Source organism: Nonomuraea sp. NPDC003707 (genome assembly GCF_053587055.1).
Genome location: NZ_JBSFNK010000004.1, coordinates 574213 through 596883, shown reverse-complemented (window position 1 = coordinate 596883; position 22671 = coordinate 574213). Strand labels below are relative to the sequence as shown.

The window sequence follows — 22671 nt, the reverse complement described above, 5'->3', positions numbered from 1 at the left end:
TCCGCCCGGCCCCGGCTGGAGCGGCGCCCCAAGTGGCGCCGCTCGGTCCTACCGGTTCGAGGTGAGGCTGGAGGTCCAGAGGATCAGGTGGTCGGCGTTGTACGTGGTGGACCGCCCGAGCGCCACGACCTCCGACCCCGACACTGCCACCGCCGTCAGCCACTGCGCCCCCTGCCCGGCCAGCCGGTCCTTGGTCAGCGCCATGCGGTTCCACGTCAGGCCGTCCTGCGAGGTCCAGGCCGCGCTGTCGCCCTCTCCCGGCACGCCGTGCCAGCCCACGGCCACCAGCCCCTCGTCCGCCGCGGCCAGGTCGTACACCGCCGCCGCCTGGTCCGCGGGCAGCCAGGCCGTCTGCCAGGTCGAGCCGTCGTCGTCCGAGACCGCCGCGAAGGCACGCCGCGAACCTCCCGACACGGCCGTGCCTACGGCCACCAGCTTGTCCTGATAAGTCGTGACCCGTCGTAGCCCGGCCGACGTGGCGTCCGGCGGGACCACGCGCTTGCGCGCGCTCCAGTTCACGCCGTCCGAGGAGTGCCAGACCACGCTGCTCTCCTGGTCGGCCCCGCCCGAGCCGCCCACGGCCACGTAGCCGCCGTCCCCGGTGGCGACGGCGTCGTAGATCCGCACCCCGGAGCCGCCCTGCGGCAGCTTCTTCGACCTGGTGAACTTGCGCAGATCGGGGGTGAACCACATGGCGGCGCTCGCGGTGCCCATCTGGTCCTTGGCCTCGCCGGCCAGCACGTAGCCCTCCTTGCCGGCCGTCACGACGTGGGTCTCCAGGGAGGGGGCGTTCGGGTCGCGGGCCAGGTCGCCGGTGACGTTCACCTTCTTCCAGCTCTCCCCGTCGGCGGAGGTGACGAGGAGCGGGTCGGTGAGGGCCACGTTCGTCTCGGTCGAGCCGACGGCCAGCCAGCCGCGGCTGCCGTGCGCCACGTCCTCCAGCGTCTGCTTGCCCGGGCCGCCGAGGCTCATGGACTTCCAGCTCACCCAGTCCCTGATCGTCCACAGGCCCGCGTCGCCGGAGGCCGAGCCGACGGCGACGTACCGGCCGGCGAAGCCGGCCAGCGCGTTGGTCTCGCGGGCGATCCTGGTCAGGCCCTCGACCTGGCCGAGCTGGACGCGTGAGGCGCCGTCACGCGGGGGCGCGGCCATGAGCACGAGCTGGTTGTCGACGTCGGACACCGCCTGGTCGCCGCCGGCGAACAGGGTGCCGCCGTCGGCGATCGTGAACCCGCGCAGCGTCGCGCCCGGCAGGTTGCCGAGGTCGGTCCGCTTGCTCCACGAGCGCCCGTCGGCGCTGGTCAGCACCGAGTAGCGGCCCAGGCCGGCCTGCGTGATCGCCGCGATGCCCGACGGGTAGGAGATCAACGTCTCCACGCCCGTGCTCTCGCCGCTCAGGCCGCCGATGGAGCCGCACTGCGACCACTGCGCCCCGGTCGGCGAGCAGTAGACGCGCAGGTCACCGGTGAACGTGGGAAAGCGCGTCGGCACCAGCACGAACCTCTTGGGCGACACGGCCACCATCCCGGTGTGCGGCGCGACCTCGGGCAGCTGGAACGCGGTCACCTGCCAGTCCCGCCCGCCGTCCGCCGATCGGAGCACCCGCGATCCCTCGCCGACCGCGGGGTCTCCGATGGCGACGACCGTGTCGCCCTTGGCGACCACCGCCTTGATCTCGCGTACCTCCAGCTCCCGGGTCTCCACCCGCTCCCAGGTCCGGCCGTCGGCGGAGCGCCAGGCCGCGGGGCCCGAACCGCCGTCGTCTCCCGTCGTGCGTCCCACGGCCACGAAACCGGAGGCGGTCCTGGCGATGTCGTTGATCTGGTCACCGGCCCTGAACGCGGCCAGGCCCGCCGCCTCCACGGCCGTCCAGCTGAACCCGTCGGTGCTGGTCCACAGGCCGCGTTCGCCGGACACGCCGTCGCCGCCGCTGGCCAGCCAGCGCCCGCCCCCTCCGACGACCCGCTGGACCGTGGGGGTGGAGGCGCCGTTCACCTGGCCGAGCTGCCAGGTCTTGCCGCCGTCCGGCGAGAACAGGAAGAGCGGGCGCGGGGTCGGGCTCGTCGTGTCGCTGCCGACCGCCACGACCGCGCGGCCCACGGACGTCATGTCGTTGAGCTTCTGGTTGGCGCCCTCGCCCGCGGCCGGCACGGTGAACAGCTCGTCCCCCGAGCGCCCCGTGCCCGCCTCCAGCCGCAGCCCCGGGGCCTCGTCCGAGGTCCACTGCCACACGAGCACGCCGGCGGCCACCAGGATCGCCACGGCCAGGGTCAGGGCGACGGGGGTGGACCTGTTTCGGCGGCGTACGGGACTGGACCTGCGCACGGCGGAGGGTGCCGGGCCTCTGTGGTGCCGGCCGCTCGACCCCTGGCGCGCCCCGTCGGTGGCGACGAGGAGGTCCGGCCTCGTGGGGCGGCCCGCCGGCGGGCGCCCGACGCGCCGCACCTCGGGCTCGCCGTCCTGCTCCGGGGCCTCGGGGACCTCTGGGACCTCTGGGGTCTCGTCGTACTCCGTCGGCTCCTCCGCGGGCGCGGCGGCCTCGGCGGGCTCGGGGACGGGATACACCAGCCGGTACGGCGGCGCGGGCCGGGACGACCGCTCGGGGGCGGGCTCCGCGTCCGGCTCGGCCCGTTCGGGCGCCTCCCGCGGCGGATGGAGCGGGGTGCCCGCGACGAGCTTGTCCGGGCGGTTGACGACGCGGCGGGGGCGGCGGCGCGGCTCGACCTCGGGCTCGGCCGTCGGCGAGCTGTACGGCCGGCGCCCCTTGGGCGGCTCCTGCGGCTCCTCGTCCGGGATGGGGGCGGCGAACGGCGGCATGCCCCAGGGCGAGCTCAGCGGTAAACCCCTGGCCCGATCGTCGGTGGGACCCGGCGGCGAATGGCTGATCCTCGGTTCTGCGGAGGAATGCGGTTCAGAGGCGCCCTCGGGACGAGGTTCGTCGTCTTCCGGCGGTCGCCGTGGCGGTTCGCTGGGGCCGGAGGCCACGCGCCGTACCTCCTATGGGGTCGAACGTCGTACGGGTGGAACCAGGACGCTGGTCCGTTCCACAGGACCAGACCAGCATGACTCAGCCGGAATAGCGAGACCTCTCTAGCGAGATTCCCGGCACCCCAGGACCGATTTATTCCGAGATAGTCTTAATTGACTGTTTTTTGGCTAGATACAACACACCAAACGCATACACCCCGAGCTGCACCACCGTTCCGGACAACGCCTGCCAGGGCACCGGCACTTTCCCCTGGTCCAGCGCGTCGGCCAGATGCCCGGCCGCGGCGGCCTGCCCGAAGGCCAGCAGGTTGTTCAGCACGTGCAGGGAGATCGCCGACTCCAGCCCCCCGGTGCGCACCGTGAGAAAGCCCATCACGACCCCGAACCCGAACACGTCCACGAGCCCCGCCCACGAATAGCCGTGCAGCGACATGAACAGCGCGGAACCGAGCACGATGGACCAGGCCGGATTCCGTATGTGCGCCCCGACGGCCTGCACGAACCAGCCGCGGAAGACGTACTCCTCGGCGGCCGCCTGGAACGGCACCAGCAGCACGATCACGACGAGCGCGGGCAGGAACCCCGACCATCCGCCCCAGCCGAACAGGTCGGCGTCCTCGCCGGCCGCCGTCAGCGCGAGCGCCTGCGCGCCCTGCCCCAGCAGCAGGGCCAGCACCGCCAGGCCCGCGCAGGTCAGCAGCCAGCGCCAGCGCAGCCGCCCGGCCACGGACGAGAGCGTGCCGGGGCGCCTGCGCTGGACGAGCGCCGCGGTGCCGTACACGAGGGGCAGCACGGGCGCGAGCGACAGCAACACCACGACCAGCGAGAACACCGGATCGCCGAACAACTGCCCCTCGGCCTCCAGCGGCGCGGGGATCCCAAGGAGCAGCGACATCACCACGCCGGCCCACACCACCACCGCGCCGATCACGACGAACCCGGTGGCGACGACCAGCGTGCCCACGATCGCCCGCCACGGCCGGGTCGCGGCATTCCGCGCCAGGTGGTCGTAACTCGCACCGATGGGCGTCGGCAGGAACCAGGGCGGCGGCTGATACGGGTGGACCGGCGGCTGCATGCCGTAGACGGGCGGCTGGTGCGCTGGATTCTCCTGCATCTATCCATTCTGTCCGCGCGATGCGCAATAGTTCACAGACGGCCCACCGATTTAGGCGGATGCTCGGAGACGTACGGCATTTCGACCCTGGGAGCAGTCCATGTCAAGGCTGGGACCTGTCATCACCCTCGCGGCGGGAGCAGTGCTCGCTGTGGGGCTGGGTGTCGCCAGCGTCACCGCGACACCGGCGGCCAACGACGAAGCCGCCAACACGGCCGCGGAGGCACCGTCGGCGGGCGAGACCACCGCGGCCCCGTCACGCTCATCGGAGGCCGAGGCGGACGCCACGCCCTCGCCTCAGCGAACAGAACCGAAGAAGATCGCGAAGGCGGACTACGGAGGCTACGTCAAGGGCAACGGCGGCCTCATCGCGATCTCGATCAGAGACGGCAAGGCCGTCGCCTACTTCTGCGACGGCAAGGCCGAGGCCTGGTTCAAGGGCAGCGAGTCCGACGGCGAGCTGCAACTGACCGGCCTCGGCAGCGCCAAGGTCACCGCCGAGCTGGGCGGCGGCCGGGCCAGGGGCTCGGTCGCGTTCGGCGGCAAGAAGTGGACCTTCGTCGCGCCCACGGTGGTCAAGCCGTCGGGCCTCTACCGCGCCACCGCGCTCGTCAGGGGCGCCAAGCTCCGGGCCGGCTGGATCGTGCTGAAGAACCCGGGAGGCGGCTACACCCAGGTCGGCGCCGCGTTCGAGGGCGACACGCAGGTGCCGATCCCCCAGCTGCGGGACGACCAGCCCACAGCGCCCGTGACCGTCGGCGACACCACGATCCAGCCTGAGGACGTGGACGGCTTCATCGAGGAGATGCAATGACCGCCGTACCCCAGCAGTCCCGCGGCCTGACCCCGCTCCTCGTTCCGCTGCTGGCCGGCGGCCTGGCGGCGCTCGCGCTCGGCGTCTACGGGCGCGTGCACACGCCCACCGGGTTCGCCGTGGGCGTGGCCGGGTTCTCCGGCGCGCTGCCGATGAAGGCGTGGCTGACGACGGGGGCGTTCGTGCTCGCGATCGTGCAGGTCGTCTCGGCCCTGTCGATGTGGGGCAGGCTCGGGGTCACGATCCCGCCCGGCGTGCACCGCTGGTCGGGGCGGATCGCGTTCCTGCTCACGATCCCCGTCGCCTTCCACTGCCTCTACGCCCTGGGCCTGCAGTACGACGTGCCGCGGGTGCTCGCGCACTCGCTGCTCGGCTGCTTCTTCTACGGCGTGTTCACGGCGAAGATGCTGGCCCTGCCCAAGCACGACGCGCCCGGCTGGACGCTGCCGGTGCTCGGCGGGCTGGCGTTCACCGCGCTGATCGGGCTCTGGCTGACGTCGTCGTTCTGGTTCTTCACCGCCATCGGCATCAAGGTGTGAAGCTCTTCGTACGCCGCAGCCCGGCGGCCCGCCCCTTGGCCGCCACGACGAGCGCCATCTTGCGCGAGGCCTCGTCGATCATCTCGTCGCCCAGCATGGCCGCGCCGCGCTTCTCGACCGAGGTGTAGTACTCGTACGCCTCCACGATGAGCTCGGCGTGGTCATAGTCGTCCTGCGACGGCGAGAAGACCTCGTTGGCCGCGTCCACCTGGGCGGGATGCAGCACCCACTTCCCGTCGAACCCGAGCGCCGCCGACCTCCTGGCGGCCCGTTTGAAGCCCTCGACGTCCTTGATCTGCAGGTAGGGCCCGTCGATGACCTGCAGGTCGTGCATCCTGGCCGCCATGAGCAGCCGCATGAGGATGTAGTGGTAGGCGTCGCCCTCGACGTAGCCGGGCGGCTGCTCGCCGACGACGAGCGTCCGCATGTTGATCGACGCCATGAAGTCCGCCGGCCCGAAGACGAGCGCCTCCAGGCGCTTGGACGAGCCGGCGATGGCGTCGGCGTTCACCAGGCCGCGGGCGTTCTCGATCTGCGCCTCGATGCCGATGCGGCCCACCTCGTACCCCATGGTCTTCTCGATCTGGGTGAGCAGCGTGTCGAGCCAGACGACCTCGGTCGGGTCCTGCACCTTGGGCAGGATCAGGCAGTCGAGGAACTCCCCCGCCCCCTCGACGACCTCGATCACGTCCCGGTACGTCCAGTGCGTCGTGAGGTCGTTGACCCTGACCACGCGCGTCTTGCCGGACCAGTCGCCCTCGCGGAGCGCGGTCACGATGTTCTTGCGCGCCTCCTCCTTGGCGAGCGGCGCGACCGCGTCCTCGAGGTCGAGGAAGACCTCGTCGACGGGCAGGGTCTGGGCCTTCTCCAGGAACCTGGGGTTGCTGCCTGGCACGGCGAGCACGGAACGGCGTGAGCGCATGCGCACACGCTACTGGCCCGGCCAGGTCGCTCCCATGCGGGCCTCGATCTCGCGGGAAACCTGGGAGATCGGCTCGTTCGACTCGGAGCGGCTCGGGTCCTCGCGCTGAACGGACTACAGTCGAAGCTGTGAGCGACGACACCGCGGCCATCGAGGAGGGCGCCAAGAAGTCCGGCATCCTCTGGCTCACCCTCGACCGCCCCCGCCTGGCCTGGCACACCTGGCACGACGGCGCGATCTACCTGGTGACGGGCGGCGAGGAGCAGGCGCTGCCCGGCATCGACGCGCTCGACCGGGTCCACGTCACGCTGCGCAGCAAGGACAACGGCGCCAGGCTGGTGGAGTTCGAGGCCGCGGTCGCGGTCGTCGACCAGGCCACGGCGGCCGACGCCGTGGCCGCGCTGGCCAAGGAGCGGCTCAACGCCCTCGACAGCGAGCACCTCACCGAGCGCTGGGCCCGCGACTCCACGGTCCTGCGCCTCACCCCCGACCGCCCCTGACGAGGCCGGCTCCTGGCCGCGCCTTGAGGGTCAGCTTCTGACGGCGACGGGCTCCGCCTCGACCTCCGCCGCCGGTGACGGCGAGGGGCTCGCCGTGGCGGTCTGGGCGAGCAGCGCGCCGGACAGCACGAGCAGGCCGCCCACGATCTGGAAGACGCCCAGCGTCTCGCCGACCAGGGCCCAGGCCACCACCGCGCCGCCGATGACCTCGAGCGAGGCGACCGTGGCCCCCACCGCGGCCGACAGCCGCCGCACGGCGTTCACACCCAGGATGTACGCGATCACGGTCGCGACCAGCACCATCCACAGGTACGCGCCCAGCACCGGCAGCGTCCGGCCGCCCTCCGGCGCGACGGTGGCCGTGAAGGCCGCCCACGGGATGTCCCACGGCCGGGCGAACGGGATCAGCACCACGGCCGCCCCCGCCATCCCCCAGGCGATGAGGCCGAGCGGGTCAACGTCGTCGCCGAAGCTATCGTTCATCAGGAAATATCCGGCGCAGCACGCCCCAGCCAGCAGGCCGAGCACCAGGCCCAGCGCGTCCAGCCGCATCCCCTGCCACGCCTCGACCACGATCCCGAGGCCCAGGACCGCGACGACCGCCCCGATGTAGGCCGCCCGCGCGAGCCGTACTTTCCGTACGAACCGCACCCAGGCCACCACCATCACCGGCGCCATGAACTCCAGCAGCAGCGCGATCCCCACCGGCAGCCGCGTGATCGCCACGAAATACAGCGACTGCACCCCGGCCACCGCCATCACCGCGTACAGCCCGAAGAACGGCAGCCTGGACCTGGGGATCCGCAGCGCCTTGGGCTTCACCACGGCCAGCACGGCCAGCAGCAGCAGCCCCGCGCCCGCCATCCGCGTCCAGACGGCCTCGATCGGCGCCAGCCCAGCGGTGATCAGGTACTTGGCCATCGGCCCGGAGAACGCGAAACACCAGGAGGACACGAAGGCGAGCCCGAGCCCCGCGTACCTCATCGCCCACTACCTGGGCAGTAATCACCGTTAAGCACGTTTGATACTGACATGAGAGGCGTCCGGGGCGCAATGGGGCAGCACTGTTAGCCTGGCCACGTGAAGATCTTCGTGGCCCGGCTGCCGGGCACCCCGGTCTTCGACCCCGCGGGCGACCAGATCGGCCGGGTCAGGGACGTGGTGGTCGGCCTGCGCATCGGCCTCCGGCCCAACGTGCACGGCCTGGTGGTGGAGGTGCAGCCGCGCCGCAGGGTGTTCCTGCCCATCACCCGGGTACGCCGCATCGAGACGGGGGCCGTGGTCTTCACCGGGCGGCTCAACATGCGCAGGTTCGAGCAGCGCGCCACCGAGACGCTGGTGATCGGCGAGATGCTGGACCTGGGCGTCACACACGAGGGCGAGCCCATGACCGTCTACGACGTGGCCATGGAGGAGATCAAGCCGTCCCACTGGGAGATCACCCAGGTGGCCCTCTACAAAGGCAGGCGGCGCGACCCGCGGATCGTCGAGTGGGAGGAGGTCTCCGGGTTCGACAGGCTGCAGAAGGACCAGGGGGCGGCCGGGCTGATCTCCGCGTTCGAGTCGCTGCGGGCCGCCGACATGGCCAGCGCGCTGCACGAGCTGCCGAGCAAGCGGCGCATCGAGATCGCCCGAGCCCTGAACGACGTGCGGCTCGCCGACGTGCTCGAAGAGCTTCCGCCCGACGACCAGATCTCCATCCTCGGCACGCTGGAGCCCGAGCGGGCGGCCGACGTGCTGGAGGAGATGGGCCCCGACGACGCGGCCGACCTGCTGCACGACCTCCCGGAGGACCAGGCGGCCAAGCTGCTGGCCCTGATGGAGCCCGGGGAGGCCGCCCCCGTGCGGCGCCTGCTGACCTACCCTGAGACCAGCGCGGGCGGCGTGATGACCAGCGAACCGGTCATCCTGCCCCCCACCGCCACGGTGGCCGAGGCGCTGGCCCACATCAGGCAGCAGGACCTGACGCCCGCCGTGGCGGCGCAGGTCTACGTGGCCCGGCCGCCCACCGAGACGCCGACGGGCACGTACCTGGGTGTCTCGCACTTCCAGCGGCTGCTGCGCGAGCCGCCGTCGACGCTGCTCGGCGGCGTGATCGACCCGTCGATCGACCCGATCAGGCCGGACTTCACGCTGCGCGCGGTCACCCGCTACCTGGCCAACTACAACCTCGTCGCCGCCCCGGTCGTGGACGAGCTGGGCCGGCTCGTCGGCGCGGTGACGGTGGACGACGTGCTCGACCACATCCTGCCCGAGGACTGGCGTGAGGGGACCGACGATCATGACGACCGAACGGCTTGACGAGCCCCGGGCCCTGCGCCGCTCGCTGCGGCCGCACTACGACCCGGAGGCGTTCGGCCGCCTGTCGGAGCAGATCGCCCGCTTCCTCGGCACCGCGCGCTTCATCGTCTACATGACCGTGGTCGTCGCGATCTGGGTCATCTGGAACGCGTTCACGCCGCCGAACCTCAAGTTCGACCCGTATCCGTTCATCTTCCTGACGCTGATGCTGTCGTTGCAGGCCAGCTACGCCGCGCCGCTGATCCTGCTGGCCCAGAACCGCCAGGGCGACCGGGACCGCATCCAGTACGAGCAGGACCGCGAGACCGCCGACCGCAACCAGGCCGAGATCGAGTATCTGACCCGCGAGATCGCGGGGCTGCGCCTGGCGCTGAACGAGCTGGCCACGCGCGACTACCTGCGCGCCGAACTCGGACGCCTCGCCGAGGAGCTCAAGGAGAGTCGCTGAGGTCCAGCTTGGCGACCATCGCCCGGACGCGGGTGATCTCCTCCGCGCCCAGCAGGTCGAGGAACTGGGTCCGGACGCCGCGCAGGTAGGTCGGGGTGGCCTCGGCCAGCCGCTCCGCGCCGGCGTCCGTCAGCACGGCGAACAGCCCGCGGGCGTCATTCGCGCAGGCCTCCCGCGACACCAGCCCGTCCCGCTGCAGCCGGTCGATGAGCCTGGTCAGGCCGCTGCGGGAGAGCAGGACACGGCCCGCGAGATCGTTCATGCGCAGCCGCCGCTCCGGCGCCTCGGCCAGTTGCACGAGCACCTCGTACGAGGCCAGCGGCAGGTCGTGGGCGACGAGCAGCTCCGCCTCCAGATGCCGGGTGATGCGCACCTGGGCGCGCTGCATCATCCGCCAGACCGCCAGCTCCTCGGCGGTCAGGCGCTCGTCGCGCAGAAGAGTCACGGAGTAACCTTAGGACGTTGTTGCACAGACATCTAACAGCACGGATTAACTCAGTGAGGCCGCCGGTTTATACCATGGAGGGGCATCCTCACTGGCGTCCTGCGCCTGTCACACATATACCGACAAAGGAGGGACGGCACTCCCTCGTGCCGAGACTTCGATGGCACCTACCCAGGAACAGGTGACGGCGGCTCTCGCCAACGTCATCGACCCCGAGATCCGTCGCCCGATCACGGACCTCGACATGGTCAAGAGCATCGATATCGCTCCCGACGGCGTGGTGCGCGTGGGCATCTTCCTCACCGTGGCGGGCTGTCCGCTGAAGGACACCATCCGCCGCGACGTCACCAACGCCGTCGCCGAGCTCGACGGCGTGGCGGGCGTCCAGATCGAGCTTGATGTCATGAGCACCGAGCAGCGCAAGCGGCTGCAGACCAAGCTGCGGGGCGACCGGGGGCCGGAGAAGGAGATCCCGTTCAACCAGCCGGGCTCGCTGACCCGCGTGTTCGCGGTGGCCAGCGGCAAGGGCGGGGTCGGCAAGTCGTCCGTGACGGTCAACCTGGCCGCCGCGATGGCCTCCAGCGGCATGAAGGTCGGCATCGTCGACGCCGACATCTACGGCCACAGCATCCCGCGCATGCTGGGTGCCGCCGAGCGGCCCACCAAGGTCGAAGACATGATCATGCCGCCGGTGGCCCACGACATCAAGGTCATCTCGGTCGGGATGTTCAAGCCGGAGGGCAACACGCCGGTGGTCTGGCGCGGGCCGATGCTCGACCGGGCGCTCCACCAGTTCCTGGCCGACGTCTACTGGGGCGACCTCGATGTCCTCCTCCTCGACCTGCCCCCGGGCACGGGCGACATCGCGATCTCGGTGGCGCAGCGGCTGCCGACGGCGGAGATCCTGGTCGTGACGACGCCGCAGATGGCCGCCGCGGAGGTGGCCGAGCGGGCGGGGTCGATCGCCGCGCAGACGCACCAGCAGATCGCCGGCGTCATCGAGAACATGGCCTGGCTGCCGTGCCCCCACTGTGACGAGCGCATCGCCGTGTTCGGGGAGGGCGGCGGCCAGACGGTCGCCGACGCGCTCACCCGCACGCTGGGCGCCCGCGTCCCGCTCCTGGGCCAGGTCCCGATCGACCTCCGGCTCCGCGAGGGCGGCGACGAGGGCAAGCCGCTGGTCCTGACGGAGCCCGACGCACCGGCGGCGGCCGAACTCCGCAATATCGCCTCCACCCTCAGCAAGCGCTCCACCAGCCTCAAGGGCCTCCAACTCGGCCTCTCCCCGAACCGCTGATTTTCGGCGCTTGCCTGATTTCCGGCGCCCGTCCTCTGGGCGGGCGCCGTTTTCAGCGCCCGTCCTTCGGATCCTTTACGGCTGCGACGGCGAACATCATCCGCGCCGCTCTCGGTGCCCGTCCTTCGGGTCCTTTACGGCTGCGCACGGTGGGCGCCACCCGCCGACGTGGGTGACCGGCCTTCCAGGGGAACGCTCACCGGCTTCCCCGGCGCGCCGCCGCAACGGGCAGGCGTGACCGGCTGGGTGGTCAAGAGCGTTGACCAGGCGCGCCCGAGAGGGCGTGGAGGACCCTCAGAGGGCCATATGAGCGCTTGTGGGCGACGCCGGCCCCAGGGGACGGGCGGCGGGTTGTTTGAGCCCTCGTGTGCCGTCCGGGAGGCGGCGGGCCGTATGGACGGCGACGAGCCTTCCCTGGCCCGTCAGGTGGCCTCTGAGTCGTAAGGGGGAATCTCCCCGTAGCCGAGCTCGTCCACCGGCTCGGGCGAGTACGGAGCCGTCGTGGCGGGCTCCAGCTCCCGAGGCCGGTTGTTGTCGTTCCAGTCGTCCTCGAGGTCGTCGAGCAGGTGCTTGCGGACGAAGTTCCTCGGGTTGAGGTCGGCGGGGTCGAAATTGGCGAACTCCGGGCCCAGCCCGGAACGCAGATCGTCACGCGCGTTGTTCGCCATCCGGCGCAGGTTGCGCAGCGTCTTGCCTGCCTGAGATGCGGCCTGAGGCAGCTTGTCGGGACCGAAGACGAGCAGCGCGATGACGATCAGCGCTCCGATCTCCATCCACCCGAGTCCGAACACCGTGAGCTCCTACCGCAGTCCAATCACTCCGAGGACAACCCCGGCCTATCCACAGACTAAGGGCTCCCGGGGGTAGGTCGGTCGTCCCCCCTCGGTCATATCACCAACATTCCCCGCATACACCCCTCCGGCCCTGGTCAACGCGTCTACCACCCAGCCGGTCGCACCGTCCGTTACGGCGGCGCGGCGGGGAAGCCGGTAAGCGTCTCCCTGGAGGGCCGGTCACCCGGGTCGGCGGGTGGTGCCTGCCGTGCGCAGCCGTAAAAACCAGAAGGACGGAAACCAAAGGCGGCGCGGGTGGTGAGCACCCGCGCCGCTGTGAAGAAACGCACAGGGCCGCCGCCAAGGACGGCCGGGCGGATCAGGACGGCGTCGGGGTGGGCTCGTCGTCGGCGACCACGGTGAGGGTGGCGGTGCGTTCTTGGCCGGCGCGCTGGTACTTGATGGTGATCTTGGCGCCCGGCGCCTTGCTGCGGATCAGGGCGATCAGCTCGTTCCCGTCCTGCAGGGTCAGCCCGTCGATCTCCAGGATGACGTCGCCCGCCTTCAGCCCGGCCTTGTCCGCCGGCCCGTTGACGTCAACCGGCTGGCGGCCGCCGCTGGGAGACGACGCGATCTTCACGCCCTGGCCCTTGTAGTCCTTGTCCAGGACGACGCCGATCCTGGGCCGCTTGGCCTTGCCGGTGGTGATCAGCTCTTCGGCCACGCGCCGCGTCTGGTTGACGGGGATCGCGAAGCCCAGGCCGATGCTGCCGCTCTGGCTGTTCACCGAGCGGCCGAGGGTGGCGATGGCCGAGTTCACGCCGACGACCTCGCCCTTGCCGTTCACCAGCGGGCCGCCCGAGTTGCCCGGGTTGATGGCGGCGTCCGTCTGGATGGCGCTGATGTAGGCGGGCTCCTCCGTGCCGGAGCCCGTCTCGTCGCCAGCGATGACCGGGCGGTTGAGCGAGCTGACGATGCCCGTCGTCACCGTGCCCGTGAGGCCCAGCGGGGAGCCGATCGCGATGACCGGGTCGCCGACCACGACCTGGTCGGAGTTGCCGAGGGTGATCTCCGGCGTCCCGAACGTGTCCTCGGGCTTGATCACGGCCAGGTCCGAGCCGGGGTCGCGGCCCACGATCTTGCCCGGGGTGGTCTTGCGGTTGTTGAACATGATCCGGATCTCGCCGCCCTTGGCGGCCAGCGCGACGACGTGGTTGTTGGTCACCACGTAGCCGTTCTTGATCAGGAAGCCGGACCCGGTCGCGCCCTCGGTGGTGGTGCCGGCCTCGATCGAGACCACGCTGGGCAACACCCGCGCGGCCACGCCCGCCACCGATCCGGGCTCCCGGTTACCGGCGCCGCCGGTCGGCAGGGGGCCGAGGCTGTAGCCGGGGTCGTTGCCGTCACTCGGCTTGGTGAGCAGGTAGGTGCCGACGCTGCCGAGCAGCGAGGCCACCAGGGCGATGGCCACGGCGGTCGAGACGAGCAGGACCGTGCTCGGCCCGCGCCTGCCCCCCGAGGAGCCCGCGTCCGCGCCGGGAGGCGGCGGCGCCCAGCCCGCGCCCAGGGGAAGCGCCTGACGGGGCGGTGGCGGCGGAGTGTTGCCGCCGGTGGGACCGGACGGGGACGGGCTTCCGAACAGCGGGCTCTCGTAGGCACGCGTCCCGTTGTCCGGCCCGCCGCCATACGTCGGACCGCTCCCATACGACGGACCGCTCCCGTAGGACGGAGCGCTCCCATACGAGGGGCCGCTCCCGTAGGAGGGGCCGGTGCTCTCGTAGGAAGGGCTTCCGAACGCGGAGCCGCTGTCGTAGGAGGCGCTGAACGACGGGCCGCTGCCCTCGTGACTGTACGAAGGGCTCTCGTAGGAGCTCGGGGAGCCGAACGAGGGACTGGTGAACGTGGGAGCGCCGGAGGTCGGGCCACCGTACGGGGGGACACCCGAAGAGGGGCGACCCGACGGGTCGCCCCAAGAGGTGCCGAACGAGGCGGGCGGCTCCGGCAACCGGCCGGCCTGGTCAGGCGAGTCGTCCGCGGGCAGGAAGTCCGGCCGCCCCTGTGGTTCGGGGTAGTCCGACGGCGTGCGTCCTTCGGTGGGGCGCGTCTCGTCGGTCATCTAAGTCTCACCACTCCTTGGCTCGGCCACCGCAATCCTCGCTCTTGCGGCATACGAGGGTCATAAAGCATTTGTCAGGAATCGCTTGTGACAAATCCCGAACCCAGATCGTATGCCCAGCGCGCTGCCAAGTACGCCAAGTCCAAGTCTCCTAGGCATGACCGGAGGTCAACCCCAGGTCAAGGAGTGGCCGTCGAGGGCGCGCCCGCCGGCGAGGTGCGCGGCTGCTGGAACAGCTCCACCGGCGGCGCCGGGTTGTTCTGTCCGACGCCGGTGGCCGCGAAGAAGGTGCCGAGCGCGACGGCCGCGGAGACCACCCCTACGGCCACGTAGGCCGAACGCCGCCTACCGCCGCGACCAGGGCCCGAGGCCCCACCAGTGGCGTCCCTCCGCGGGCGGTTGTCCAGCGGAGCGATGGTGTGCGGCCCAGGGATGGGCACCCCGCCGAAGGTGCGGGACGGAAAAGGGCGCTCCCTCGGCGGCAGCGGGCCGCCCGGCTCCGCCATCCGGAGCAGGGACATCGTCAGATCGGCCGGCATCGCCGGCCCCTCCAGGGAGCGCAGGCGCGACTTCAGCGCCCGCACCGACTCGACTTCTTGCCGACAGTCGGCACAGAAGGTCAGATGAGCCAGCGCGCGCTCGCGCTCGGTGTGGTTGAGCTCGCCGTCCACGAGCGCGGACACGCGTTCTCCAAGATGAGCCATCAGAATTCCTCCCCACGGATCACGGTCGGGGGGAGTTGAGAATTACGGGGGGCTCGATGATCGAGCGCCTCCCGCAACTGCGCCCGGCCACGGTGAATACGGCTTCGGACCGTACCCAGCTTGACGCCGAGCGTGGCCGCGATCTCCTCGTAAGAAAGGCCCTCGATGTCACACAGCACGATCGCGGCCCGGAACTCGGGGGCGAGCGCGTCGAGGGCGGCCTGGATGTCGGGCTCCAGGTGGGCGTCGTCGAACGCCTGCGCCGGGGACGGCTCACGGCCACGCAGCCGCTCGGCGGCGTCGTCGGCCAGCCCCTCGAACCTGATGCGCTGCTTGCGCCGCGCCATGTCGAGGAACAGGTTCGTCGTGATCCGGTGCAGCCACCCCTCGAACGTGCCCGGGGTGTAGCTCGACAGCGACCTGAAGACGCGGACGAAGACCTCCTGGGTGAGGTCTTCCGCGTCGTGGACATTGCCGGTCAGCCGGTATGCCAGCCGATACACGCGTGCGGAGTGAGTCCGCACCACTTCCTCCCATGTGGGAGGTGTCCAATCAGACGACACGGGAGCATCCGCCTGGTGGTCGCTTTCGTCCACCAGAACTCCTCTCTTTGGGACCACCGCTACCGCCATAGTGCCTGGTTTCGTCCCTTCGTGCGCACTGCCTGCCTTCCGGACCGGCAAAGCCCGTTTAAACCTGCAACGCCTTAGGTCCCTCCTGAGTTCCCGTCCTGGCGTGTCTCCCCTAGGCTGCGATCGGTGCCAATCACGTGGACCAATCGCACGAAAGCGGGGGAGGCGGCCGATGACCAACCCGGTGGAGGCCACTCTGGCCTATGCGGAGCAGTTCCATCAGGAAGATGAGCTCCTGCATACGGCGCGACAGCGCGGGCTGGAGATGGGGGCCACACCCATCCTTCCCGGCGGCGGGGCGGCACTGTGCTTCCTCGCCACCGCCGTCAACGCCAAATCCGTCGTCGAGATCGGCACGGGCTGCGGCGTCTCGGGACTGTGGCTGCTGCGCGGCATGCGTATGGACGGGACGCTCACGAGCGTGGACGTCGAGCCCGAGCACCAGCGGCTGGCCAGACAGGCGTTCGCGGAGGCGGGCTTCTCCGGCGGGCGGGTGCGGCTCATCTCGGGCCGGGCGCTCGACGTGCTGCCGCGGCTGTCGGACGGCGGCTACGACATGGTGTTCGCCGACGGCGCGAGGCAGGAGTACGCCGACTACCTCGCCGAGGCGGTCCGCCTGCTGCGCGTGGGCGGCATCGTGGCCTTCGGCAACATGCTGTGGCACAACCGGGTGGCCGACCCCGCGCAACGCGACACCGACACGGTGGCGCTGCGCGAGGTGGGCAAGCTGGTGCAGTCGGACGACCGCCTGCGCTCGGTGCTCATGCCGCTGGGCGACGGCCTGCTGGCCGCCATCAAGATCGCCGACTAGCCGCGGGCGAGCCACTCGGGCGGAGCGCCGCCTGCGCGAGCCGGCCGGCCCCGGTGGGCCGCCCAGCCGCGAGCGAGCCGGCTGCTAGGCGCGGGTGAGCCACTCCAGCAGGAGGCGGACGCCGAATCCCGTGGCGCCCTTGGTCAGGGTGCCCTCGTCCACCGTGCTGCGCCCGACGCCGGCGATGTCGAGGTGCGCCCACGGCCGCCGCCCCGCGAACTCGCGCAGGAACAGCGCCGCCGTGATCGACCCGGCCCCGAACCTGGACCCGGCCTCGACGTTGGCCAGGTCGGCGATCGACGACTCCAGCGCGGGCGTGTAGTCCTCGATCAGCGGCATCCGCCACAGCCGGTCGTCGCTCACCTGCCCGGCGTCCAGGAGCCGCTTGGCCAGCGCGTCGTCGGAGGCGTAGACGGCGCCGACGTTGCGGCCGAGCGCCACCGTGATCGCCCCGGTGAGGGTGGCGATGTCCACGACCTCGTCGGGGTCGAGGACGGCGTCGGCGTAGGCGAGGGCGTCGGCCAGCACCAGCCGGCCCTCGGCGTCGGTGTTGAGCACCTCGACCGTGCGCCCGCCGTAATGCTTGATCACGTCGCTGGGCCGCTGCGCCGTGCCCGAGGGCATGTTCTCGGCGGAGGCGATCAGCCCGGTGACCCGTACGGGAGCGCCCAGCTCGGCCAGCGCGCCGAGCACGGCGATCACCACCGCGCCGCCCGCCATGTCGGTCTTCTGGGTCTTCATGTTCTCGTTGGGCTTGAGCGACAGCCCGCCCGAGTCGAACGTGATCCCCTTGCCCACCAGCACCACGTGCCGGTCGGTGGGCTCGGCGGGGGTGTAGGAGAGCTGGATGAGCCGGGGCGGGCTGGCCGAGCCCCTGCCGACCGCGAGGATGCCGCCGAACCCGTCGGCCTGTAGCTGCTCCTCGTCCCAGACCCGCGCGGGCACCCCGACCTCGGCGGCCCGCTCGGCCAGCCACGCGGGGTTCTTGACGGAGGAAGGCGTGTTGGCCAGGTCGCGGGCGAGCGCCACCGCCTGCGCCACGACCTGCGCGCGCCGCACCTGCGCCGCGTCCGCGCCCGCGAGGGCCAGCGCCCGCACCGGTTTCTTGCCCCCGTTGCCGATCTTGAACGAGTACGCCGCGAGCAGCGCCGCCTCGGCGAACGCCGCCACGTCGCCGTCGGGCGCGACCACGGTCAGCGTGTCCCTGCCCTTGGCTCTGCGGGCGAGCGCGGCACCGGCCTTGCGCAGGGCACGCGGCGAGCCGTCGCCCACTCCGTAGAGCAGGACGCGGCCGACACCGCCGCCCCTGGCCACGGGAACCTCGACGATCTCCCCCGCCTCCCCCTTGGCCTCGTAGTGGGCCAGCAGGTCGGACACCGGCAGGTGCAGCTCGACCTCGGGGCTGAGGGTGGAGTCAAAGGGAACGGCCAGCAGCTCGGCTCCGTCGGGAACCTGGGCGACCACCGACGCAGTGGTCTCAATGGGCACGGATTCTCTCCTCGAACGTCAGCGACCCTGGCGCCGGATTACGCCAGGGTCGTGGAAAAGGTGGTCTTTCGGGAGCTCTCAGCCGACGACGTTCTTCAACGCCTCGCCGAGCGCCTTCGCCTCGTCGGCGGAAATCTCCACGACGAGCCGGCCGCCACCCTCCAGGGGGACCCGCATGACAATGCCGCGCCCTTCCTTGGTGACCTCGAGCGGACCATCGCCGGTCCGCGGCTTCATCGCCGCCATGCGTGCATCCCTTCCTGCCTTGGGCTCCCGCGGCCCGCGATTTCCGACCGCCCGTGGGGGGTGGTCGGCGCATTCACGTCTTCTGTGATGTCCTATTCTCCCGCATCGAGAGCGCTCATGGGTAACGATCTCCTCCCAGAATGCGTTGTCGAGCCGCGCGATGGCGTCCAAACTGGACTTCGTGCACGCTCGCGCCGCTCTGTTCGATCTCTATGGAGACCACCTGCGCTCGCGCGGTGGACAGGCGTCCGTCGCCTCGCTCGTAAGGCTCATGAAACCCCTGGAAATAGCCCCTCCCGCCGTCCGCACCGCTGTGTCACGAATGGTGCGCCAAGGGTGGCTGCGGCCGGTGAAACTGCCGCAGGGAGCCGGCTACGGGCTGACCCCGAAATGCGGCCGGCGCCTGGACGAGGCCGCGCTCAGAATTTACCGAGCCGGGACGCTGACCTGGCACGGCCGGTGGCACGTGATCGTCTTCGCGCCGGTGAAGGAGCGGCCGCGCAGGGAGCGGCTCAGGGCCGACCTGGCCTTCCTCGGGTACGCGTCCTTGTCCGAGACGACGTGGATCGGTCCACGATCCTCGATCGAGCTGGACAACCTGCTCGACGGCGAGGGGGTGCGGGCCGACAGGTTCGACTCGGCGCTGGAGGGCGACCCGCGGGAGCTGGTGGCCAGGGCGTGGGATCTGACCGCCATCGGCGAGGCGTACGAGCACTGGCTCGCCGAGGCTGTCACGCTGATCAGCACGCTGCCCGAGAGAGCACCGGCGGACCAGGTGTTCGCCACCAGGAGCAGGCTCGTGCACGGCTGGCGCAACTTCCTGTTTCGCGACCCGGGCCTGCCGCCGGAGCTGCTGCCCGCGGGCTGGCCGGGCGAGAAGGCCAGGGCGTACTTCGAGCAGGAGGCCGCCCGGCTGCTGCCCGCGGCCGCCGCGTTCGTCGAGAGGGAGTTACTTTGATCCGCTATGACGTGGCCGACACGGTCGCCACCATCACGCTCGACCGCCCCGACGCCATGAACTCGCTGACCGCCGAGACCAAGGACGCGCTCCTCGACGCGCTGCGCCGCGCGGCGGGCGACGCCGCGATCAGGGCCGTGCTGCTGACCGGCTCGGGCCGGGCCTTCTGCGCGGGCCAGGATCTGCGCGAGCACGCCGGCAACCTGGAGGCGGGCCGCGGCCTGGCCGGCACGGTCCGCGTCCACTACAACCCGATCGTGGAGCTGATCACCACCATGGCCAAGCCGGTGGTGGCCGCGGTCAACGGCGTCGCCGCGGGCGCGGGCGCGTCCCTGGCCTTCGCCTGCGACCTGCGGGTGGCCTCGGAGAAGGCGAAGTTCGCGCTGGCGTTCGCCGGCATCGGCCTGGCGCCCGACTCGGGCGCCTCCTGGACGCTGCAGCGCCTGGTCGGCCGGGGCCGCGCGGCCGAGCTGCTGCTGCTCGGCGAGCCGCTCGACGCGGCCCGCGCGCTGGAGCTGGGCCTGGTCACGCGCGTGGTGCCCGCCGACGACCTCCTGAAGACCGCCCACGAGCTGGCCGTACGCCTCGCGCACGGCCCGACCCTCGCCTACGCCGCCACCAAGCGGGCGCTGGCCTACGCCGCGACCCACTCGCTGCCCGACTCGCTCGCCATGGAGGCCGACCTCCAGGACGAATGCGCCGCCACCCTGGATCACCTGAACGCCACCCGCGCCTTCCTCGCCAAGGAACGCCCGACGTTCCGCGCCGAGTGACGTCCGCACCGGACCCGGCCGCGCAGGAGGCCGCCGCCGGAAGCGTGCCCGCGGCCGCGCAGGTGACCGCCGCCGCCGGAGGCGTGCCCGCGTTCGACGTTCTCCGCGCGGGCGCGCTCGGCCTGCTCACCGGCGGCGGGATCGACGTCTCCGATCCGGTCTACGCCGGGCCGCTGGCCAGGCTGAGCGGGGCCGCCGACGGCCTGCTGGCGTCGATGGCGCCCGGAACCCTCTGGCCGGACCTGCCGCCGGCCGGCGGCCCCGGCAACGTCACGGGCAGCTACGGCCGCCTTCGGCGCATCGCCACGGCCTGGGCCACACCAGGCACCGCGCAGCACGGCGACGACGCCGTCGCGGCCCGGGTGGTGGACGCGCTCGACGTGCTCCACGAGCGCCACTACAACGAGCGGCTCCCCGAGACGGGCAACTGGTGGTTCTGGGAGATCGGCACGCCCGCCCACCTGACCCGGTTGTGCGTGCTGCTCGGCGACCGGCTCGACGGCGCCAGGCTCGACGCCTACCTGACGGCCGTGGACCGGTTCTGCCCGGACGCCGACCGCCGGGCCGGCAACCCGCAGGCGGGCGAGAGCGGCGCCAACCGGGCCGACAAGGCCTCCATCGTCGCCTTCCGCGGTATCGCGGGGCGCAGCGCGGACAAGCTGGCGCTGGCCCGCGACGGCCTGTCGGACGTGCGCGACGGCGGGCTCAGGAGCGTCTTCCGCCACGTCGAGTCCGGCGACGGCTTCTACCGCGACGGGTCGTTCATCCAGCACGAGTGCGTCGCGTACACCGGCTCCTACGGCCTGTCGCTGATCATCGCGGTCGCCGAGGCGCTCGCGCTCCTGGACGGTTCGCCGTGGCAGGTCCGCGATCCGGGCCTGCCCGTGGTCCTGGACGCGGTCGAGCGGTCGTACGCGCCGTTCGTCCATGACGGGCTGCTGATGGACACGGTCAGGGGGCGGGCGGCCACGCGGCAGGCGTTCTCCGACGCCGTGGCCGGCCATGGCCTGATCGGCGCCGTCCTGCTGCTGGCCCAGAGCGCGCCGGAGCCGTACGCCGGCCGCTTCCGGGAGCTGGCCAAGGGGTGGATCGAGCGCGGCAAGGCCCACCCCTACCTGGAGCACGCGGACGTGCCGGAGACCCGGCGGGCGGTCGCGGTGCTGCGCGACGTGAACGTCGAGGCCGCTCCCGGGCCCGTCGGGCACTTCGTGTTCCCCTCGATGGACCGGACCGTGCATCGGCGGCCCACCTGGTCGTTCGCGCTCAGCCTCTCGTCGCGCCGGATCGCCGCGTACGAGGCGATCAACGGCGAGAACCTGCACGGCTGGTACACCGGCGACGGCATGACCTACCTCTACACGAGCGACCTGGGCCAGTTCGGCGAGGGCTTCTGGCCGACGGTGGACCCGTACCGGCTGCCCGGGACCACCGTCGACGACCGCGAGCGCGCGGACCTCTCCTTCCGCGCCCACTGCCCGCCCGGCGCGTGGGCCGGCGGCGCGGTGCTCGACGGCCGGTACGGGGCCGCCGTCATGGAGCTGACGAGCGAGGGCGCGAGCCTGCGGGCGCGCAAGTCGTGGTTCTTCCTCGACGCGGCCGTGGTGGCGCTCGGCAGCGGCATCACCGGCTCGGACGGGCGCAGGGTGGTGACCGTGGTGGAGAACCGGGCCACGGACGCGCGGCCGCACGTCGGCGACGGCTGGGCACACCTGCCCGGAGTCGCGGGCTACGTGCTGGACGGCGCTCAGTGCGCCGTGGAGACGCGTACAGGCAGGTGGCGCGACATCAACGCGGGCGACGACACCGGCGGCGCGGTCGAGCCCGTCACGCGGCGTTACGCGAGCCTCTGGATCGACCACGGCATCGACCCCGTGAACGCCTCCTACGCGTACACGGTGCTGCCGGGTGCGGCGCGCGAGCAGACCCGCAGGTACCGCGGGCGGCGTCCCGTGCGGGTGGCCGCCAACACCGCCGAGCTGCAGGCCGTGCGGGCGCGGGGGCTGCTCGCGGCCGTGTTCTGGACGGCCGGGACCGTCGGGGAGATCGCGGTGGACGCGCCGTGCGTGGTGATCGTGCGGCGCGCCGGCGGGCGGGTGGCCGTGGCGGTGGCCGACCCGAGCCGGACGGTGGACGTCGTGACGATCACGTTCGACCACCCGCTGGGCGGGCTCATCAGGGCCGACGACACCGTCACGGCGCGGGCCGGGGAGACGACCGCCGTGACCGTCGAGCTCGGCGGGTCACTCGGCGCGACCCACACCTTCGAGCTCAGCGCGAACGGGCCACGCAGCCCTCGATGTGATCGTTGACCAGGCCGATGGCCTGCATCAACGCGTAGGCCGTGGTCGGGCCGACGAACCTGAAGCCGTGCTTCTTCAGCTCCTTGGCCAGCGCCTTGGAGCCGGGCGTGGTGGCGGGTACGTCGGCCATGCTCTTCGGCGCGGGGGCCTCCGGGTCGGCGTAGCGCCACACCAGCTCCGACAGGCCCTCGGAAAGGTCCATGGCGGCCCTGGCGTTGCCGACCACGGCCTCGATCTTGGCCCGGTTGCGCACGATGCCCTCGTCGCCGAGCAGGCGCTCCACGTCCTGCTCGGTGTACGCGGCCACCTTGGCGATCGAGAACCGGTCGAAGGCCGCGCGGAAGTTCTCCCGCTTGCGCAGGATCGTCAGCCACGACAGGCCCGACTGGAACGCCTCCAGGGCCACGCGCTCGAAGACCGCGTCGTCACCCGTGAGCGGGCGGCCCCACTCGTCGTCGTGGTAGGCGATGTAGGCCGCGTTGCCCGCCATGCCCGTCCA

General features: G+C 71.6%; 22 protein-coding genes. 10 read left to right on the top strand and 12 right to left on the bottom strand.

Annotated features, from left to right (window positions below):
• Window positions 1–48: 48 nt before the first annotated feature.
• Window positions 49–2817 (bottom strand): hypothetical protein, encoded by a 2769-nt coding sequence (locus ACWDRB_RS13600; RefSeq protein ID WP_449893601.1) that lies wholly within the window; start codon window positions 2815–2817, stop codon window positions 49–51.
• 304 nt (window positions 2818–3121) lie between these two features.
• Window positions 3122–4105 (bottom strand): CPBP family intramembrane glutamic endopeptidase, encoded by a 984-nt coding sequence (locus ACWDRB_RS13595; protein WP_449893599.1) that lies wholly within the window; start codon window positions 4103–4105, stop codon window positions 3122–3124.
• 100 nt (window positions 4106–4205) lie between these two features.
• Between ACWDRB_RS13595 and ACWDRB_RS13590 the strand changes: the two genes are divergently transcribed.
• Together ACWDRB_RS13590 and ACWDRB_RS13585 are read left to right on the top strand one after the other, a co-directional pair.
• The gene (locus ACWDRB_RS13590) at window positions 4206–4919 is read left to right on the top strand and encodes a hypothetical protein (protein ID WP_397373183.1); all 714 of its coding nucleotides are present in this window, start codon (window positions 4206–4208) and stop codon (window positions 4917–4919) included.
• The gene (locus ACWDRB_RS13585) at window positions 4916–5458 is read left to right on the top strand and encodes a DUF6529 family protein (RefSeq protein WP_350725471.1); all 543 of its coding nucleotides are present in this window, start codon (window positions 4916–4918) and stop codon (window positions 5456–5458) included. The genes ACWDRB_RS13590 and ACWDRB_RS13585 overlap by 4 nt, the downstream gene beginning before the upstream one ends.
• On the opposite strand, the gene ACWDRB_RS13580 is transcribed toward ACWDRB_RS13585, so the two are convergent.
• Window positions 5448–6380, bottom strand: a complete 933-nt coding sequence (locus ACWDRB_RS13580; RefSeq protein WP_449893596.1) for an HpcH/HpaI aldolase/citrate lyase family protein — start codon at window positions 6378–6380, stop codon at window positions 5448–5450. The two genes, ACWDRB_RS13585 and ACWDRB_RS13580, sit on opposite strands and share 11 nt — an antisense overlap.
• Before the next feature lie 128 nt (window positions 6381–6508).
• Between ACWDRB_RS13580 and ACWDRB_RS13575 the strand changes: the two genes are divergently transcribed.
• Window positions 6509–6880 carry a hypothetical protein gene (locus ACWDRB_RS13575; protein WP_449893594.1) on the top strand — a complete coding sequence of 124 codons (372 nt, stop codon included), beginning with the start codon at window positions 6509–6511 and terminating at the stop codon, window positions 6878–6880.
• Between the two features lie 30 nt (window positions 6881–6910).
• On the opposite strand, the gene ACWDRB_RS13570 is transcribed toward ACWDRB_RS13575, so the two are convergent.
• A complete protein-coding gene (locus ACWDRB_RS13570; RefSeq protein WP_449893592.1) occupies window positions 6911–7864 on the bottom strand; it encodes an EamA family transporter in 954 nt (317 codons plus the stop codon).
• A gap of 96 nt (window positions 7865–7960) precedes the next feature.
• On the opposite strand from ACWDRB_RS13570, the gene ACWDRB_RS13565 reads away from it, so the two are divergent.
• A complete protein-coding gene (locus tag ACWDRB_RS13565) occupies window positions 7961–9181 on the top strand; it encodes a magnesium transporter MgtE N-terminal domain-containing protein (RefSeq protein WP_355197175.1) in 1221 nt (406 codons plus the stop codon).
• The gene (locus tag ACWDRB_RS13560; protein ID WP_355197177.1) at window positions 9162–9629 is read left to right on the top strand and encodes a DUF1003 domain-containing protein; all 468 of its coding nucleotides are present in this window, start codon (window positions 9162–9164) and stop codon (window positions 9627–9629) included. The genes ACWDRB_RS13565 and ACWDRB_RS13560 overlap by 20 nt, the downstream gene beginning before the upstream one ends.
• Here the strand turns inward: ACWDRB_RS13560 and ACWDRB_RS13555 are convergent.
• Window positions 9613–10074 (bottom strand): MarR family winged helix-turn-helix transcriptional regulator, encoded by a 462-nt coding sequence (locus ACWDRB_RS13555; protein WP_449893589.1) that lies wholly within the window; start codon window positions 10072–10074, stop codon window positions 9613–9615. The genes ACWDRB_RS13560 and ACWDRB_RS13555 overlap by 17 nt on opposite strands.
• Before the next feature lie 160 nt (window positions 10075–10234).
• On the opposite strand from ACWDRB_RS13555, the gene ACWDRB_RS13550 reads away from it, so the two are divergent.
• Window positions 10235–11371: an Mrp/NBP35 family ATP-binding protein gene (locus ACWDRB_RS13550; RefSeq protein WP_449893587.1), complete on the top strand. Its 1137-nt coding sequence runs from the start codon at window positions 10235–10237 to the stop codon at window positions 11369–11371.
• 422 nt (window positions 11372–11793) lie between these two features.
• Here ACWDRB_RS13550 and ACWDRB_RS13545 read toward each other — a convergent pair whose 3' ends face one another.
• From ACWDRB_RS13545 to sigE, 4 genes are all read right to left on the bottom strand, one after another.
• A complete protein-coding gene (locus tag ACWDRB_RS13545; RefSeq protein WP_350725486.1) occupies window positions 11794–12162 on the bottom strand; it encodes a sec-independent translocase in 369 nt (122 codons plus the stop codon).
• A 361-nt stretch (window positions 12163–12523) separates the two neighbouring features.
• The gene (locus ACWDRB_RS13540) at window positions 12524–14260 is read right to left on the bottom strand and encodes a trypsin-like peptidase domain-containing protein (RefSeq protein WP_449893585.1); all 1737 of its coding nucleotides are present in this window, start codon (window positions 14258–14260) and stop codon (window positions 12524–12526) included.
• 179 nt (window positions 14261–14439) lie between these two features.
• Entirely contained in the window at window positions 14440–14964 is a 525-nt protein-coding gene (locus ACWDRB_RS13535) for an anti-sigma factor family protein (protein ID WP_357733431.1), read from the bottom strand.
• Complete coding sequence (gene sigE, locus ACWDRB_RS13530; protein ID WP_350725491.1) at window positions 14964–15596, bottom strand: RNA polymerase sigma factor SigE; 633 nt, start codon at window positions 15594–15596, stop codon at window positions 14964–14966. The genes ACWDRB_RS13535 and sigE overlap by 1 nt, the downstream gene beginning before the upstream one ends.
• Before the next feature lie 172 nt (window positions 15597–15768).
• On the opposite strand from sigE, the gene ACWDRB_RS13525 reads away from it, so the two are divergent.
• Window positions 15769–16407, top strand: a complete 639-nt coding sequence (locus tag ACWDRB_RS13525) for an O-methyltransferase (protein WP_449893582.1) — start codon at window positions 15769–15771, stop codon at window positions 16405–16407.
• A gap of 84 nt (window positions 16408–16491) precedes the next feature.
• Here ACWDRB_RS13525 and ACWDRB_RS13520 read toward each other — a convergent pair whose 3' ends face one another.
• A complete protein-coding gene (locus ACWDRB_RS13520; protein WP_449893580.1) occupies window positions 16492–17895 on the bottom strand; it encodes a leucyl aminopeptidase in 1404 nt (467 codons plus the stop codon).
• Between the two features lie 78 nt (window positions 17896–17973).
• Entirely contained in the window at window positions 17974–18141 is a 168-nt protein-coding gene (locus ACWDRB_RS13515; protein ID WP_020545024.1) for a DUF3117 domain-containing protein, read from the bottom strand.
• Window positions 18142–18301: 160 nt separating this feature from the next.
• Here ACWDRB_RS13515 and ACWDRB_RS13510 point away from each other — a divergent pair, with 160 nt between their 5' ends.
• From ACWDRB_RS13510 to ACWDRB_RS13500, 3 genes are read left to right on the top strand one after another with little or no spacing between them, the layout of a single operon-like run.
• Window positions 18302–19099, top strand: a complete 798-nt coding sequence (locus tag ACWDRB_RS13510; protein ID WP_355197185.1) for a PaaX family transcriptional regulator — start codon at window positions 18302–18304, stop codon at window positions 19097–19099.
• Entirely contained in the window at window positions 19096–19872 is a 777-nt protein-coding gene (locus ACWDRB_RS13505; protein ID WP_449893578.1) for an enoyl-CoA hydratase-related protein, read from the top strand. Before ACWDRB_RS13510 ends, ACWDRB_RS13505 begins: the two co-directional genes overlap by 4 nt.
• On the top strand, window positions 19869–22181 hold the full coding sequence (locus ACWDRB_RS13500) for a polysaccharide lyase 8 family protein (RefSeq protein ID WP_449893576.1): 2313 nt from the start codon (window positions 19869–19871) through the stop codon (window positions 22179–22181). Before ACWDRB_RS13505 ends, ACWDRB_RS13500 begins: the two co-directional genes overlap by 4 nt.
• On the opposite strand, the gene ACWDRB_RS13495 is transcribed toward ACWDRB_RS13500, so the two are convergent.
• Window positions 22141–22662, bottom strand: a complete 522-nt coding sequence (locus tag ACWDRB_RS13495; RefSeq protein ID WP_449893737.1) for a DNA-3-methyladenine glycosylase I — start codon at window positions 22660–22662, stop codon at window positions 22141–22143. The two genes, ACWDRB_RS13500 and ACWDRB_RS13495, sit on opposite strands and share 41 nt — an antisense overlap.
• Window positions 22663–22671 lie beyond the last annotated feature (9 nt).

What these genes read in the sequence shown, in the direction of transcription:
- ACWDRB_RS13600 (WP_449893601.1), bottom strand. Translation starts at nt 2,817, where the DNA reads ATGCCGCCGTTCGCCGCCCCCATCCCGGACGAGGAGCCGCAGGAGCCG.
- ACWDRB_RS13595 (WP_449893599.1), bottom strand. Translation starts at nt 4,105, where the DNA reads ATGCAGGAGAATCCAGCGCACCAGCCGCCCGTCTACGGCATGCAGCCG.
- ACWDRB_RS13590 (WP_397373183.1), top strand. Translation starts at nt 4,206, where the DNA reads ATGTCAAGGCTGGGACCTGTCATCACCCTCGCGGCGGGAGCAGTGCTC.
- ACWDRB_RS13585 (WP_350725471.1), top strand. Translation starts at nt 4,916, where the DNA reads ATGACCGCCGTACCCCAGCAGTCCCGCGGCCTGACCCCGCTCCTCGTT.
- ACWDRB_RS13580 (WP_449893596.1), bottom strand. Translation starts at nt 6,380, where the DNA reads ATGCGCTCACGCCGTTCCGTGCTCGCCGTGCCAGGCAGCAACCCCAGG.
- ACWDRB_RS13570 (WP_449893592.1), bottom strand. Translation starts at nt 7,864, where the DNA reads ATGAGGTACGCGGGGCTCGGGCTCGCCTTCGTGTCCTCCTGGTGTTTC.
- ACWDRB_RS13560 (WP_355197177.1), top strand. Translation starts at nt 9,162, where the DNA reads ATGACGACCGAACGGCTTGACGAGCCCCGGGCCCTGCGCCGCTCGCTG.
- ACWDRB_RS13550 (WP_449893587.1), top strand. Translation starts at nt 10,235, where the DNA reads ATGGCACCTACCCAGGAACAGGTGACGGCGGCTCTCGCCAACGTCATC.
- ACWDRB_RS13540 (WP_449893585.1), bottom strand. Translation starts at nt 14,260, where the DNA reads ATGACCGACGAGACGCGCCCCACCGAAGGACGCACGCCGTCGGACTAC.
- ACWDRB_RS13535 (WP_357733431.1), bottom strand. Translation starts at nt 14,964, where the DNA reads ATGGCTCATCTTGGAGAACGCGTGTCCGCGCTCGTGGACGGCGAGCTC.
- sigE (WP_350725491.1), bottom strand. Translation starts at nt 15,596, where the DNA reads ATGGCGGTAGCGGTGGTCCCAAAGAGAGGAGTTCTGGTGGACGAAAGC.
- ACWDRB_RS13525 (WP_449893582.1), top strand. Translation starts at nt 15,769, where the DNA reads ATGACCAACCCGGTGGAGGCCACTCTGGCCTATGCGGAGCAGTTCCAT.
- ACWDRB_RS13515 (WP_020545024.1), bottom strand. Translation starts at nt 18,141, where the DNA reads ATGGCGGCGATGAAGCCGCGGACCGGCGATGGTCCGCTCGAGGTCACC.
- ACWDRB_RS13510 (WP_355197185.1), top strand. Translation starts at nt 18,302, where the DNA reads ATGGCGTCCAAACTGGACTTCGTGCACGCTCGCGCCGCTCTGTTCGAT.
- ACWDRB_RS13495 (WP_449893737.1), bottom strand. Translation starts at nt 22,662, where the DNA reads ATGGCGGGCAACGCGGCCTACATCGCCTACCACGACGACGAGTGGGGC.